This window comes from Pseudomonas sp. FW300-N2F2 (assembly GCF_017351655.1).
GTDB classification, from domain to species: Bacteria; Pseudomonadota; Gammaproteobacteria; order Pseudomonadales; family Pseudomonadaceae; genus Aquipseudomonas; species Aquipseudomonas fluorescens_AA.
Genome location: NZ_JACNDQ010000004.1, coordinates 23,112 through 36,870 on the forward strand (window position 1 = coordinate 23,112; position 13,759 = coordinate 36,870).

The 13,759-nt window shown below is 62.4% G+C and carries 12 protein-coding genes; 5 read left to right on the top strand and 7 right to left on the bottom strand.

Features of this window, described 5'->3' with window-relative positions; translation table 11 throughout:
- The first annotated feature begins 95 nt into the window (after positions 1-95).
- Both J4E63_RS26755 and ubiA read left to right on the top strand, forming a co-directional pair.
- On the top strand, positions 96-659 hold the full coding sequence (locus J4E63_RS26755; RefSeq protein ID WP_060743098.1) for a chorismate lyase: 564 nt from the start codon (positions 96-98) through the stop codon (positions 657-659).
- Positions 659-1,549: a 4-hydroxybenzoate octaprenyltransferase gene (ubiA, locus tag J4E63_RS26760; RefSeq protein WP_207283818.1), complete on the top strand. Its 891-nt coding sequence runs from the start codon at positions 659-661 to the stop codon at positions 1,547-1,549. Before J4E63_RS26755 ends, ubiA begins: the two co-directional genes overlap by 1 nt.
- Positions 1,550-1,701: 152 nt before the next feature.
- Here the strand turns inward: ubiA and J4E63_RS26765 are convergent, their stop codons facing one another.
- On the bottom strand, positions 1,702-2,085 hold the full coding sequence (locus J4E63_RS26765) for a hypothetical protein (protein ID WP_207283819.1): 384 nt from the start codon (positions 2,083-2,085) through the stop codon (positions 1,702-1,704).
- Between the two features lie 152 nt (positions 2,086-2,237).
- On the opposite strand from J4E63_RS26765, the gene phoB reads away from it, so the two are divergent.
- The 3 genes from phoB to J4E63_RS26780 all read left to right on the top strand — a co-directional run bounded on the left by phoB (position 2,238) and on the right by J4E63_RS26780 (position 5,748).
- Entirely contained in the window at positions 2,238-2,927 is a 690-nt protein-coding gene (phoB, locus tag J4E63_RS26770; protein WP_003177195.1) for a phosphate regulon transcriptional regulator PhoB, read from the top strand.
- 80 nt (positions 2,928-3,007) lie between these two features.
- Positions 3,008-4,294, top strand: coding sequence for a phosphate regulon sensor histidine kinase PhoR (gene phoR, locus J4E63_RS26775; RefSeq protein WP_219734551.1), 1,287 nt, complete (start codon positions 3,008-3,010; stop codon positions 4,292-4,294).
- 113 nt (positions 4,295-4,407) lie between these two features.
- Positions 4,408-5,748, top strand: a complete 1,341-nt coding sequence (locus J4E63_RS26780; RefSeq protein ID WP_014335895.1) for a hemolysin family protein — start codon at positions 4,408-4,410, stop codon at positions 5,746-5,748.
- A 203-nt stretch (positions 5,749-5,951) separates the two neighbouring features.
- Here J4E63_RS26780 and J4E63_RS26785 read toward each other — a convergent pair whose 3' ends face one another.
- The 6 genes from J4E63_RS26785 to J4E63_RS26810 all read right to left on the bottom strand — a co-directional run bounded on the left by J4E63_RS26785 (position 5,952) and on the right by J4E63_RS26810 (position 13,753).
- On the bottom strand, positions 5,952-6,848 hold the full coding sequence (locus J4E63_RS26785) for a M23 family metallopeptidase (RefSeq protein WP_192264179.1): 897 nt from the start codon (positions 6,846-6,848) through the stop codon (positions 5,952-5,954).
- Between the two features lie 219 nt (positions 6,849-7,067).
- Positions 7,068-8,015, bottom strand: coding sequence for a response regulator (locus J4E63_RS26790; protein ID WP_207283820.1), 948 nt, complete (start codon positions 8,013-8,015; stop codon positions 7,068-7,070).
- 169 nt (positions 8,016-8,184) lie between these two features.
- Positions 8,185-8,946, bottom strand: coding sequence for a phosphate signaling complex protein PhoU (gene phoU, locus J4E63_RS26795; RefSeq protein WP_060739809.1), 762 nt, complete (start codon positions 8,944-8,946; stop codon positions 8,185-8,187).
- A 97-nt stretch (positions 8,947-9,043) separates the two neighbouring features.
- Positions 9,044-9,877, bottom strand: coding sequence for a phosphate ABC transporter ATP-binding protein PstB (gene pstB / locus J4E63_RS26800; protein WP_058544183.1), 834 nt, complete (start codon positions 9,875-9,877; stop codon positions 9,044-9,046).
- Between the two features lie 156 nt (positions 9,878-10,033).
- On the bottom strand, positions 10,034-11,704 hold the full coding sequence (gene pstA, locus J4E63_RS26805; protein WP_207283821.1) for a phosphate ABC transporter permease PstA: 1,671 nt from the start codon (positions 11,702-11,704) through the stop codon (positions 10,034-10,036).
- Positions 11,705-11,719: 15 nt separating this feature from the next.
- Complete coding sequence (locus tag J4E63_RS26810) at positions 11,720-13,753, bottom strand: ABC transporter permease subunit (protein ID WP_207284192.1); 2,034 nt, start codon at positions 13,751-13,753, stop codon at positions 11,720-11,722.
- Positions 13,754-13,759: the final 6 nt, after the last annotated feature.

Sequence of the window (13,759 nt, forward strand, 5' to 3'; positions counted from 1 at the left end):
GCAAGCACGATCAGCAGGGCAGCCGGCCGGGCCCGTCAAAACCCGCGACCGACATGGTAAGCTCGCGGCCTCATTTGCTGCCATTCAAGACCTCTGTGCCGCATACAAATTCGATATTTCCTACACTCCAATGGCTGCCCCAGCACCTGCTGTCGCCCCGCCCCGATGCGGGTGTGCTCGATTGGCTGTTCGACGAAGGCTCCCTGACCCGGCGCCTCACGCGCCTGTCGGACGGCCATTTCAGCGTGACGCCGCTGTTCGAAGGCTGGCAGCCGTTACGCGCCGACGAATGTGCCGCCCTGGACCTGGCCGAGGGCAGCGAGGGCTGGGTACGCGAAGTGTATCTGCGCGGCCGCGACCAGCCTTGGGTGTTCGCCCGCAGTGTGGCGGCGCGCAGCGCCTTGCAGGGTGACGGGTTGCAGATGGACGAACTGGGCAGCCGCTCCCTGGGCGAATTGCTGTTTTGCGACCAGGCGTTCCAGCGCCGGGCCATCGAGGTTTGCCATTACCCCGAGGCCGGGTTGCCGGAAGACGTCCGCGCCAGCGGGCTGTGGGGTCGCCGTTCACGTTTCGATCGCGGTGCGTTGAGCGTGCTGGTGGCGGAAATCTTCCTGCCACGCTTGTGGACCGTCGCCCGCGCCTATTCGGAGAATTTCTGATGTACGTGCAACTGCTCAAATCCTTGAATCGCCTGAATCCACGGGCGTGGGACTTCGTGCAACTGACCCGTATGGACAAGCCCATCGGCATCTACCTGCTGCTGTGGCCGACGCTGTGGGCGTTGTGGATTGCCGGTGAAGGCTCGCCGTCCATCGCCAACGTGGTGATTTTCGTCCTCGGCGTGGTGCTGACCCGCGCCGGCGGCTGTGTGATCAATGACTGGGCCGACCGCAAGGTCGACGGCTACGTCAAACGCACCGAGCAGCGCCCGCTGGTGAGCGGCAAGATCAGTTCGAAAGAAGCGCTGGTGTTCTTCGCCGTGCTGATGAGCGTGAGCTTCCTGCTGGTGCTGTGCACCAATGCACCGACCATCCTGTTGTCCCTCGGGGGCCTGGCGCTGGCGTTCAGCTACCCGTTCATGAAGCGCTATACCTACTACCCGCAAGTGGTGCTGGGCGCGGCGTTCTCCTGGGGCATGCCGATGGCGTTCACTGCCGAAACCGGGCATCTGCCGGCGGCCGCGTGGTTGCTGTACATCGCCAACCTGCTGTGGACGGTGGGCTACGACACCTATTACGCCATGACCGACCGGGACGATGACCTGCGCATCGGCGTGAAGTCCACGGCGATCCTGTTTGGCGATGCCGATCGGGTGATCATCCTGACGCTGCAAGGCCTGGCCTTGGCTTGCCTGCTGCTGGCCGGATCGAAATTCCAGCTGGGCGGCTGGTTCCACCTGGGGCTGGTGGCCGCTGCCGCATGCTTCGCCTGGGAATTCTGGTACACCCGTGGCAGGGACCGGATGCGTTGCTTCCAGGCGTTCCTGCACAACCACTGGGCCGGGTTGGCGATTTTCGTGGGGATTGTGCTGGATTACGCGTTGCGCTGAGGCCGCCGGTCCAACACTGAACCTTGGGTCATGAAAGGCTTTGTGGCGAGGGAGCTTGCTCCCGCTCGGTTGCGCAGCGACCGCAAGATTTTGGGACTGCTTCGCAGCCCAGCGGGAGCAAGCTCCCTCGCCACAAAAGCGTTTCGGGGTGGTCAGTCGGGCTTGGCGACCTTCCAGGCGCCGTCCATTTTGCCGTCACCGGTCATGTCCCCCGCCTTCTTGTCCATGACGAAGGTGTACAACGGCTTGCCATCGTAGGCCCACTGCTTCGTACCGTCGTCACGGTTGATCACCGTCCATTCGCCCGTGGACTTGTCGTCGCTTTCAGCCTTGAGCGGTGGCCAGTTGGCGGCGCATTTGTCGTTGCACATCGACTTGCCGCCCGTGTCTTTGGCAAACGTATACAGCGTCATGCCTTTGTGATCGGTGAACATGCCGTCTTTTTCCATCGCCGGTTCAGCCGCGAACGCCCAGGTCGGCAGCGCCAGTGCAGCTGTGACCGCCAGAACCTTGATGGATTGGGTGAAGTAAGTCATGGAAACCTTCTTTTGTGGTTGTCAGGATTCGGACTGAAAAGCTTAGTCCAGGATCCCCCTTGCTGCCGGGCCAGGAAATAACTGTCACACGACTGCAATAATTCCGTTATCTAATGCGGCGCAAGACAGTTAAATGACAAGAGGATTACCCCATGGTTGGCAGGAGCATTCTGATCGTCGACGACGAGGCACCCATCCGCGAGATGATCGCCGTTGCGTTGGAGATGGCCGGCTATGACTGCATGGAAGCAGAAAACTCTCAACAGGCCCACGCCATCATCGTCGACCGCAAGCCCGACCTGATCCTGCTGGACTGGATGCTTCCCGGCACGTCAGGTATCGAACTGGCGCGACGCCTCAAGCGCGACGAGCTGACCGGGGATATCCCGATCATCATGCTCACCGCCAAGGGCGAAGAGGACAACAAGATCCAGGGCCTGGAAGTCGGCGCCGACGACTACATCACCAAGCCGTTTTCCCCACGGGAACTGGTGGCGCGCCTGAAAGCCGTGCTGCGCCGCGCCGGGCCGACCGATGGCGAAGCGCCGATTGAAGTCGGTGGCCTGCTGCTCGACCCGATCAGCCACCGCGTGACCATCGACGGCAAACCCGCCGAGATGGGGCCGACCGAATACCGCCTGCTGCAATTCTTCATGACTCACCAGGAACGTGCCTACACCCGCGGCCAATTGTTGGATCAGGTCTGGGGCGGCAACGTCTACGTCGAGGAACGCACCGTGGACGTGCACATCCGGCGCTTGCGCAAGGCCCTCGGCGATGCTTATGAAAATCTGGTACAAACCGTGCGCGGCACCGGTTATCGTTTTTCGACCAAGGCCTGATCCGAGCCCTTACCGCCCGACAAGCTGACAAGGACGCGCGTCACGTGAATCAAAACTGGCATGGCACCCTGATTCGCCACATGTTGTTGCTGGTGACCGGTTGTTTGCTGATCGGCCTGATCAGCGGTTATTACGGCTGGAGCCTGGCCGCCGGGCTGGGGCTTTACCTGGCCTGGACCCTCAAGCAATTGCTGCGCCTGCATGAATGGCTGCGCCTGCACCAACCCGACGAAGCCCCGCCCGACGGCTATGGCCTGTGGGGTGAGGTGTTCGACAGCATCTACCACCTGCAACGGCGCGACCAGCGCGTTCGCGGCCGCCTGCAGGCGGTGATCGACCGGGTCCAGGAGTCCACCGCCGCGCTGAAAGACGCGGTGATCATGCTCGACAGCGACGGCAACCTGGAGTGGTGGAACCGCGCCGCCGAGACCCTGTTGGGCCTCAAGACGCCCCAGGACAGTGGCCAGCCGGTGACCAACCTGGTGCGACATCCGCGCTTCAAGGAATATTTCGAGCAAGCCAACTACGCCGAGCCGCTGGAAATCCCTTCGCCCACCAACGATCGGTTGCGCATCCAGTTGTACATCACCCGCTACGGCAACAACGAGCACCTGATGCTGGTGCGCGATGTCACGCGGATCCATCAGCTGGAACAGATGCGCAAGGATTTCATCGCCAACGTTTCCCACGAACTGCGCACGCCGTTGACGGTGATCTGCGGTTACCTGGAAACCCTGCTCGACAACGTCGAGGAGGTGAACCCGCGCTGGACCCGGGCCTTGCAGCAGATGCACCAGCAAAGCGGGCGCATGCAGACCCTGCTCAACGACTTGTTGCTGCTGGCGAAACTGGAAGCCACCGACTACCCATCGGACAACCAGCCAGTGCCCATCGACGACCTGCTGCAAACCATTGCCGAAGATGCGCAGGAACTGTCCGGCCCCAAGCAGCAGACCATTACCCTGGAAGCCGACCCGGCCGTGCAGCTCAAAGGCAGCGAGGCGGAACTGCGCAGTGCGTTTTCCAACCTGGTGTTCAACGCGGTCAAGTACACACCGGAGCAAGGTCGGATCCATGTGCGCTGGTGGGGCGATGAGCAAGGCGCGCACCTGAGCGTGCGCGATTCGGGCATCGGTATCGACAGCAAGCACCTGCCGCGCCTGACCGAACGCTTCTACCGCGTCGACTCCAGCCGCAACTCCAACACGGGGGGCACCGGGCTGGGCCTGGCCATCGTCAAACACGTCCTGCTGCGCCATCGTGCCCGCATGGAAATCAGCAGCGTACCCGGCCATGGCAGCACCTTTACCTGCCATTTCGCCCCGGCCCAGGTGGTTCGCGCACGCCTCGCCCGCCCCGCTGATTGAGCACGCCCCCTAGGCAATCGCCGAGTCAGCCGCTACATTGACTGGCTTGCGCCTGCCTTTTCGGGCGCCCATTTCCAATTCCTACGACTATTCGGAACCCGCAAAACCCCATCATGGACCCTTCCCCTGGCTTGTCCCTCGTTACACTCTTCGCCGAATTCGGCATGATTCTTTTCGCTCTGATCCTGGTTTTGCTCAACGGCTTTTTCGTTGCGGCCGAATTCGCCATGGTCAAGCTGCGCTCGACCCGGGTCGAAGCCATTGCCGAGCAGAACGGCTGGCGCGGGCACATCCTGCGCACCGTCCACAGCCAGCTCGACGCTTACCTGTCTGCGTGCCAACTGGGTATCACCCTGGCGTCCCTGGGACTGGGCTGGGTCGGCGAGCCGGCGTTCGCCCACATCCTCGAGCCGTTGCTGGGCGCAGTTGGCGTACAGTCGCCGGAAGTGATCAAGGGCGTGTCGTTCTTCACCGCATTCTTCATCATTTCTTACTTGCACATCGTGGTCGGTGAACTGGCGCCCAAATCCTGGGCCATCCGCAAACCCGAGCTGCTGTCGCTGTGGACCGCCGTGCCGCTGTACCTGTTCTATTGGGCCATGTACCCGGCGATCTACCTGCTCAACGCCAGCGCCAACGCCATCTTGCGCATCGCCGGCCAGGGTGAACCCGGCCCGCACCATGAACACCATTACAGCCGCGAAGAACTGAAACTGATCCTGCACTCCAGCCGTGGCCAGGACCCGAGCGACCAGGGCATGCGCGTGCTGGCCTCGGCCGTGGAAATGGGCGAGCTGGAAGTGGTGGACTGGGCCAACTCCCGGGAAGACCTGGTGACGCTGGAGTTCAACGCGCCGCTCAAGGAAATCCTGGCGATGTTCCGTCGCCACAAGTTCAGCCGTTATCCGGTGTACGACAGCGAGCGCCAGGAGTTCGTCGGCCTGCTGCACATCAAGGACCTGCTGCTGGAACTGGCAGCCCTGGATCACATTCCCGAGTCGTTCAACCTGGCCGAACTGACCCGGCCGCTGGAGCGGGTGTCGCGGCACATGCCGCTGTCGCAGTTGCTGGAGCAGTTCCGCAAGGGCGGCTCGCACTTCGCCTTGGTCGAGGAAGCCGACGGTAACATCATCGGCTACCTGACCATGGAAGACGTGTTGGAAGTGCTGGTGGGCGACATCCAGGACGAACACCGCAAGGCCGAACGCGGCATCCTGGCCTACCAGCCGGGCAAGCTGCTGGTACGCGGCGACACACCACTGTTCAAGGTCGAGCGCCTGCTGGGGATCGACCTGGACCACATCGAAGCCGAAACCCTGGCCGGCCTGGTCTATGAAACCCTCAAGCGCGTGCCGGAAGAGGAAGAAGTGCTGGAAGTCGAAGGCCTGCGGATCATCATCAAGAAGATGAAAGGACCGAAGATCATCCTGGCGAAGGTGTTGATGCTCGATTGAGTCGTTGACTGAAGGTCGGCGGTGCTGCCTTCGCGAGCAAGCTCGCTCCCACAGGGGATCGCATTTCGGCCTGGAACAGCCAGCCCCTGTGGCGAGGGAGCTTGCTCCCGCTGGGTCGCGAAGCGGCCCTAAAGCGACAACTGCTTCGCAGCCGAGCGGGAGCAAGCTCCCTCGCCACAGAAGCGCCTTGGCTTGTGCAGAGGCTACTGCTTGCCCAACGCAAAGTTGGGCAAGTCGCCCACCGGCTGATTGAACTGGTAGGGAATCGACACCAGTCCCAACCCGGTATTGCGCTGCACCACGAAATGCAGGTGCGGGCCTGAGCTGTTGCCGGTATTGCCCGACAACGCCAGCGGCGTGCCCACCCCGACCCGCTGCCCTTCCCGTACGCTCACCGAGCCCTTCTGCAGGTGCAGATAGACACCCATGGTGCCGTCATCGTGTAGCACCCGCACGAAGTTGCCCGCGGGGTCGTCCCCGCGGCCGGTCTGCTCGTTTTCGGTCTTGATGACCACGCCGCCCCTCGCGGCGATGATCGGCGTGCCGACGGGCATGGCGATGTCCATGGCGTAGCGGTTCTTCGGGCCGTAATGGCTGTATTGGCCGTTGGCCCCCTGGCTCAGCCGGAACGGCCCGCCGCGCCAAGGCAGCGGGTACCGATAGGCCTCGGCGGCGCCTGCAGGGTCGCCCAGGGAATATTCGAACCGTGGGGTATACACCAGCGGCCTGCCGGGCCGGGTGGCCGTGAGCAGCACCAGACGCAGGTTGCTGCGCGCCGGCAGCACCCGACGAATCGGCCGGCTCGGCGCCCCGCTGACATTGCGCAGCCCGGCGAAACTCAACTCGATCTCCACCGGCGCGTACAGATCGTTGCGCACGAACACCGCGTCCGCGCCGTTCTGTTTCTTGATATCCAGAAACACCTGCCGCTCCAGGCGTTCGACCATGCGGTCGCGGAACACGAACACCTGGGCGCCCTTGCTGGGGCGGTCGCTATAGGACACCACGCCATTGGCATCGGTGGATTTGTAGATCGTCATGGCCACGGCCGAGGTGGAGGCCAGGACAAGACCACAGGCAAACAGCAGGGGCACGAGCATGGGCAAAGGTTCTGTCGAAAATGAAGGCCTGCACAGCAGCCTAGCAGCTGGGATGGACCAGCGTAGTCGACGGATGTTTCAAAATTGGATCAGCGATCGGTGTTGGATCTTATGGCCCCATCGCGAGCAAGCTCGCTCCCACACTCGATCCAGTGAATACTGAAGACCCCGTGTGGGAGCGAGCTTGCTCGCGATAGCGGCCTCAAAGGCGCCGCCGAATCAGGCGCCCGGCACGAAATGTTTCTGCGCCGTGCCGCGGGCGATCAGGCGGGAGATGTAGTCGAGTTTCTGCGGGTCTTTGTCGACGAAGCGGAACGTCAGTTGCAGCCATTCACTGTCGGGGGTCTGCTCATGGGCGACGATGGCATGCAGGTAGCCGTTGAGACGGGCCGTTTCGGCGTTGTCGCCCTGTTCCATGTCCAGCACTGCGCTTTCGAGCACTTGTGGCAGGGTGTCGGTGCGCTTGACCACCAGCAGCGCTTCCTTGAGGCTCAAGGCCTTGATCACGCATTGCTGGGTGCCGCTGGACAGGCGCAACTGGCCTTGGCCACGGTTGGTCGTCGAAGCGGCGGCTACCGGCGCCTTGACCGGTGGGCTGTTGAGCAGTCCACGGGCCGGGGCAGCCGCGGCTGCGGGAGCGGCCGCCGGCTTGGCAAACGGATTCGCCGCTGGCGCCGAAGCAACAGCCGCAACCGGCGCCTTATTGCCCGTCAGGGCGCTGAGGGAATCATTACCGAACGCCGAGTTCATCTTGGTCGGGGCACTGTTCATCAGCGTGTCGAGCTTGCCGACCTTGTGCAGGGCCTGCTTGACCTTGGTCAGCAACTGTTCGTTGGTGAACGGCTTGCTGACGTAGCCGGAAACGCCGGCCTGGATCGCCTGGACCACGTTTTCCTTGTCGCCGCGGCTGGTGACCATCACGAAGGGCATGCCCTTGAGGGTGTCCTGCTGGCGGCACCAGGTCAGCAGTTCGAGGCCGGACATTTCCGGCATTTCCCAATCGCACAGCACCAGATCGAATGCCTCGCGAGCCAGCAGGGCCTGGGCTTTCTTGCCGTTCACCGCGTCTTCGATACGCACGCCCGGGAAGTAGTTGCGCAGGCACTTCTTCACCAGGTCACGAATGAACGAAGCATCGTCCACGACCAACACACTGACCTTACTCATCCAGATACACCTCTAAAAAATCCCGGCAAGCATACCGCTTTTACTGATGGCATATTGCCAAAAAAACCGTCAGTCACGCCGGGACTTTTCGTTCGCGGGGTGCTGCTTTCGATTAAAAAAAACCCAAAAAAAAGCCCGACCAAAAGGCCGGGCGCTTTTCTTGGCAATCTTACTTATCGTCAGTTTCGCCCGGAACATTAGCGGTTTCGGACGGGGTGCCCTGAACTTCTTCCTTCATCCGCTTGAGCCCCAAATGGCGCACATCGGTGCCGCGCACCAGGTAGATGACAAGTTCCGAGATGTTGCGCGCATGATCGCCGATACGCTCCAGAGAACGCAGCACCCAGATAATGCTCAACACCCGGGAAATGGAGCGCGGGTCTTCCATCATGTAGGTCGCCAGCTCGCGCAGGGCGGTCTTGTATTCGCGGTCGATGATCTTGTCGTACTGGGCCACCGACAACGCCAGGTCGGCGTCGAAGCGGGCAAAGGCGTCCAGTGCGTCACGGACCATGTTGCGCACCTGGTCGCCGATGTGGCGAACCTCGACGTAGCCGCGGGGCGCCTCGCCCTCTTCGCACAACTGAATGGCACGACGGGCGATCTTGGTGGCTTCGTCGCCGATCCGCTCAAGATCGATCACCGACTTGGAGATGCTGATGATCAGGCGCAGGTCGGACGCAGCCGGCTGACGACGGGCCAGGATCCGCAGGCACTCCTCGTCGATGTTGCGTTCCATCTGGTTGATCTGGTCATCGATTTCGCGCACCTGCTGGGCCAGGCCGGAGTCGGCCTCGATCAGTGCGGTCACCGCGTCGTTGACCTGCTTTTCCACCAGCCCGCCCATGGCCAGCAAGTGACTGCGCACTTCCTCCAGCTCGGCGTTGAACTGTGCGGAAATATGGTGAGTAAGGCCTTCCTTCGAAATCATCTTGTTCGCTCCGCGAAAGTTGCAAGCTTCAAGCTGCAAGCTTCAAGCAGTTAAATGTTGATCCTGATAGCGCAGTGCGGCTATGCAGTTGCCTCGACTAGCCGTAGCGACCGGTGATGTAGTCTTCGGTCTGTTTCTTCGCCGGATTGGTGAACAGCGTATCGGTATCGCCGAATTCCACCAGTTTGCCCATGTACATGAACGCGGTGTAGTCGGAAACCCGCGCCGCCTGTTGCATGTTGTGGGTCACGATGACGATGGTGAACTTGGACTTGAGCTCGTAGATCAGCTCTTCGACTTTCAGCGTCGAGATCGGGTCGAGGGCCGAGCAGGGTTCGTCGAGCAGCAGCACTTCCGGTTCCACGGCGATGGTGCGGGCGATCACCAGACGTTGCTGCTGGCCGCCGGACAGACCGAGGGCCGACTCATGCAGACGGTCCTTGACCTCGTCCCACAGCGCGGCACCCTTGAGAGCCCATTCCACGGCTTCGTCGAGGATGCGCTTCTTGTTGATGCCCTGGATGCGCAAGCCGTAGACCACGTTCTCGTAGATGGTTTTCGGGAACGGGTTCGGCTTCTGGAACACCATGCCGACGCGACGGCGCAGCTCGGCCACGTCTTCGCCCTTGCGGTAGATGTTGTTGCCATAGAGGTTGATTTCACCTTCTACGCGGCAGCCGTCCACCAGGTCGTTCATGCGGTTGAAGGTGCGCAGCAAGGTTGACTTGCCGCAGCCCGATGGACCGATGAACGCGGTGACGCGCTGTTTCGGGATATTCAGGCTGACGTCATACAGCGCCTGCTTCTCGCCGTAGAACAGGCTCAGGCCGGGTACTTCGATGGCGACGGTTTCCTGCGCCAGATCCAGGCTCTGCTTGTCGCGGCCCAGGGCCGACATGTTGATGCCGTGTGTATGTGCTTCGTGTTGCATGGGAGGCTCCCTGTGCTAACAAATTCGGTTCGGAACGCCTGTGTGGCGGCCCCATGAAATTCCAGTGAACGCCGATCAATGTGGGAGCGAGCTTGCTCGCGAAGGGGCCCTCGAGGCCGCCAGAAGCTTCGCGAGCAAGCTCGCTCCCACAGACCATCAACTATCCAGTGCCTTGTACTTCTCGCGCAGGTGGTTACGGATCCACACCGCCGACAGGTTGAGCGTGGCGATCACCAGCACCAGCAGCAGCGCCGTGGCATAGACCAGCGGTCGCGCCGCTTCGACGTTCGGGCTCTGGAAACCGACGTCATAGATATGGAAGCCCAGGTGCATGATCTTCTGGTCCAGGTGCAGGTACGGGTAGTTGCCGTCCAGCGGCAGCGACGGGGCCAGTTTCACCACGCCTACCAGCATCAACGGCGCCACTTCACCCGCGGCACGGGCCACGGCGAGGATCATGCCGGTCATCATTGCCGGGCTGGCCATGGGCAGGACGATTTTCCACAGAGTCTCGGCCTTGGTCGCGCCGAGGGCCAGGGAGCCTTCGCGCACGGTACGCGGGATCCGCGCCAGGCCTTCTTCGGTGGCCACGATCACCACCGGCACCGCCAGCAGCGCCAGGGTCAGGGACGCCCAGAGCAGGCCCGGGGTGCCGAAGGTCGGTGCCGGCAAGGCTTCGGGGAAGAACAAGCGATCGACCGAACCACCCAGCACGTAGACGAAGAAGCCCAGGCCGAACACGCCGTAAACAATGGCCGGAACGCCCGCGAGGTTATTCACCGCGATGCGGATCAGCCGGGTCATCGGGCCCTGGCGGGCGTATTCACGCAGGTAGACAGCCGCCAGCACGCCGAACGGCGTCACGATCATCGCCATGATCAGGGTCATCATCACGGTGCCGAAAATCGCCGGGAAGATACCGCCTTCGGTGTTGGCTTCACGGGGGTCGTCGCTGAGGAACTCCCAGACCTTGCTGAAGTAGAAACCCAGCTTGGTGAACGTGCCCATGCCGTTTGGCTGGTAGGCGTGCACCACTTTGCCGATTTCGATCTCCACTTCCTTGCCGTTGGCATCGCGGGCCGTCAGGCTGTCGCGGTTGAACTGCGCATGCAGGTCGGCCAGGCGCACTTCGATGTCCTTGTAGCGGGCGTTGAGCTCGGCGCGCTCGCTTTCCAGATCGGCCTGGGCCGAAGCGTCGAGCTTGCCGTCCAGCTCCAGCTTGCGACCGTGCAGGCGGACACGCTCCAGGCCGGCATTGATGGCGCCGATGTCGACTTTTTCCAGGGTCTTGAGCTCGGCGGCCAACTGGTTGACCCGCTGTACGCGAGCCTGCAGTTGCGGCCAGGCCGCTTCGCCCTCGGCGATGACCTTGCCGCCTTCCTTGACGTTGACCAGGTAACCGTAGAAGTTGCCCCACTCACGACGCTCGATGGCCATCAGTTCCGGCGGCGTGGTCTGGTTGGTCAGCCAATCGCCGACGATCCAGGTGAAGTCAGTGCCATTCAGGTCTCGGTTACCGACCTTGATCAGTTCGCGGGTCATGAACTCGGGGCCTTCGTCCGGCACCGGCAGGCCGGCGCTTTTCAGGCGCTCGCGAGGCACTTCTTCTTTCTGCACGACTTCGCCAACCACCAGGTGCGCAGGCATGCCCGGCACGTTGTAGTTGGCGTGGATCAGGTCTGCCGGCCAGAAGTGGCCCAGGCCGCGCACAGCGATCACCGCCAGCAGGCCAATGGTCATGATGACCGCGATGGACACCGCGCCACCGCTGATCCAGACGCCGGGGGCGCCGCTCTTGAACCATCCTTTCAGGGAGTTCTGTTTCACAGACTTCTACCTTTCTTAAAGCGACGAATATTTCTTGCGCAGACGCTGACGGATCAGCTCGGCGAGGGTGTTCATGACGAAGGTGAACAACAGCAACACCAGGGCCGACAGGAACAGCACGCGGTAGTGGCTGCCGCCGACTTCCGACTCGGGCATCTCCACCGCCACGTTGGCCGCCAGGGTGCGCAGGCCTTCGAACAGGTTCATTTCCATGACCGGCGTGTTACCGGTGGCCATCAGCACGATCATGGTCTCGCCCACCGCACGGCCCATGCCAATCATCAGCGCCGAGAAAATGCCCGGGCTGGCGGTGAGGATCACCACGCGGGTCATGGTCTGCCACGGCGTGGCACCCAGGGCCAGGGAGCCCAGGGTCAGGCCGCGCGGCACGCTGAACACGGCGTCTTCGGCGATGGAATAGATGTTCGGGATCACCGCGAAGCCCATCGCCAGGCCCACCACCAGGGCGTTGCGCTGGTCGTAGGTGATGCCCAGGTCATGGGAGATCCACATGCGCATGTCGCCGCCGAAGAACCAGGCTTCCATGTACGGGCTCATGTACAGCGAGAGCCAGCCCACGAACAGGATCACCGGGATCAACAGGGCGCTTTCCCAGCCCTCGGGCACTCTCAAGCGAATGGATTCCGGCAGGCGGCTGAAGGCGAAACCGGTGACCAGGATGCCGATCGGCAGCAACATCAGCAGGCTGAAGATGCCCGGCAGGTGCCCTTCGACATACGGCGCCAGGAACAGGCCGGCGAAGAAACCGAGGATCACCGTCGGCATCGCCTCCATCAGCTCGATCACCGGCTTGACCTTGCGGCGCATGCCCGGGGCCATGAAGTAGGCGGTGTAGATCGCTGCGGCAACCGCCAGCGGCGCGGCCAGCAGCATCGCGTAGAACGCCGCCTTCAGGGTACCGAAGGTCAGCGGCGAGAGGCTCAGCTTGGGCTCGAAGTCGGTGTTGGCGGCGGTCGATTGCCAGACATATTTAGGTTCGTCGTAGTTTTCGTACCAGACCTTGCTCCACAACGCGCTCCACGACACTTCCGGGTGCGGGTTGTCCAGCGTCAACGGTTGCAGCTTGCCGCCCTGTTCAACGATCAGGCGGTTGGCCCGTGGCGACATGCCGAACAGGCCCTGGCCGTCGACCACCTGGTCCACCAGCAGGGTGCGGTGGGCGGTGCTGTGGAACACGCCGAGCTTGCCGGCGGCGTCGAGCGCCACGAAACCCTTGCGACGCTCTTCGGCGCTGATCTCGACGATGGGCGCGCTGCCCATCTGGAAGGTTCGAATCTGCTTGAAGCGCAGCTCACCGTCCGGATCCCGGGCCATGAACCATTGGGCCAGGCCGCCCTTGGAGTCGCCGATGATCAGCGAGATCCCACCCACCAACTGGGTGGCGGCGGTGACTTGGGCGTCGGCGTTTTCCAGCAGCTTGTAACGGCCGTTGAGGCTCTTGTCCCGCAGGCTGAACACATCGGCCTGGGCACGTCCGTTGACCACATACAGCCATTGCTGGCGCGGGTCGACGAAGATGTTCTTCACCGGCTCGGTCATCTGCGGCAGGTCGATACGCGTCTGCTCGCTGGTGACTTCACCGGTCATCATGTTTTCTTCGCTGGTGAGCGACAGCACTTGCAGCTGGGCGCCGCTGGAGCCGGCCAACAGCAGGGTCGAATCCGTGGCGTTGAGGCTGACATGCTCCAGGGCCGCGCCCTGTTCGTTCAAGGCGATCGGCGTCTCGCCGTAAGGGTATTCGACGGCGGGCGAGATGGTTTTCTTGCCGTCCGGGTAGGTGACCTTATAAGTGTGACGGAACACCAAGGCTTGGCCGTTGGACAGACCGATCGCCACCAATGGGCTGCCGGGCTGGTCCTCGCCAATGGCGGTCACGCTGGCACCGGCCGGGATCGGCAGGTCGACACGGCGCAGTTCGGCGCCACTGCTGACGTCGAAAAACAGCGCCTGGCCCTTGTCGGAAACCCGCATGGCGACCTGGTTCTGTTCTTCGATAGAGATCATCAGCGGTTTGCCGGCGTCTTGCATCCAGGC

What these genes read in the sequence shown, in the direction of transcription:
- ubiA (WP_207283818.1), top strand. Translation starts at nt 659, where the DNA reads ATGTACGTGCAACTGCTCAAATCCTTGAATCGCCTGAATCCACGGGCG.
- phoU (WP_060739809.1), bottom strand. Translation starts at nt 8,946, where the DNA reads ATGATTTCGAAGGAAGGCCTTACTCACCATATTTCCGCACAGTTCAAC.
- J4E63_RS26765 (WP_207283819.1), bottom strand. Translation starts at nt 2,085, where the DNA reads ATGACTTACTTCACCCAATCCATCAAGGTTCTGGCGGTCACAGCTGCA.
- J4E63_RS26790 (WP_207283820.1), bottom strand. Translation starts at nt 8,015, where the DNA reads ATGAGTAAGGTCAGTGTGTTGGTCGTGGACGATGCTTCGTTCATTCGT.
- J4E63_RS26810 (WP_207284192.1), bottom strand. Translation starts at nt 13,753, where the DNA reads ATGCAAGACGCCGGCAAACCGCTGATGATCTCTATCGAAGAACAGAAC.
- pstB (WP_058544183.1), bottom strand. Translation starts at nt 9,877, where the DNA reads ATGCAACACGAAGCACATACACACGGCATCAACATGTCGGCCCTGGGC.
- phoR (WP_219734551.1), top strand. Translation starts at nt 3,008, where the DNA reads ATGTTGTTGCTGGTGACCGGTTGTTTGCTGATCGGCCTGATCAGCGGT.
- J4E63_RS26785 (WP_192264179.1), bottom strand. Translation starts at nt 6,848, where the DNA reads ATGCTCGTGCCCCTGCTGTTTGCCTGTGGTCTTGTCCTGGCCTCCACC.
- phoB (WP_003177195.1), top strand. Translation starts at nt 2,238, where the DNA reads ATGGTTGGCAGGAGCATTCTGATCGTCGACGACGAGGCACCCATCCGC.
- J4E63_RS26780 (WP_014335895.1), top strand. Translation starts at nt 4,408, where the DNA reads ATGGACCCTTCCCCTGGCTTGTCCCTCGTTACACTCTTCGCCGAATTC.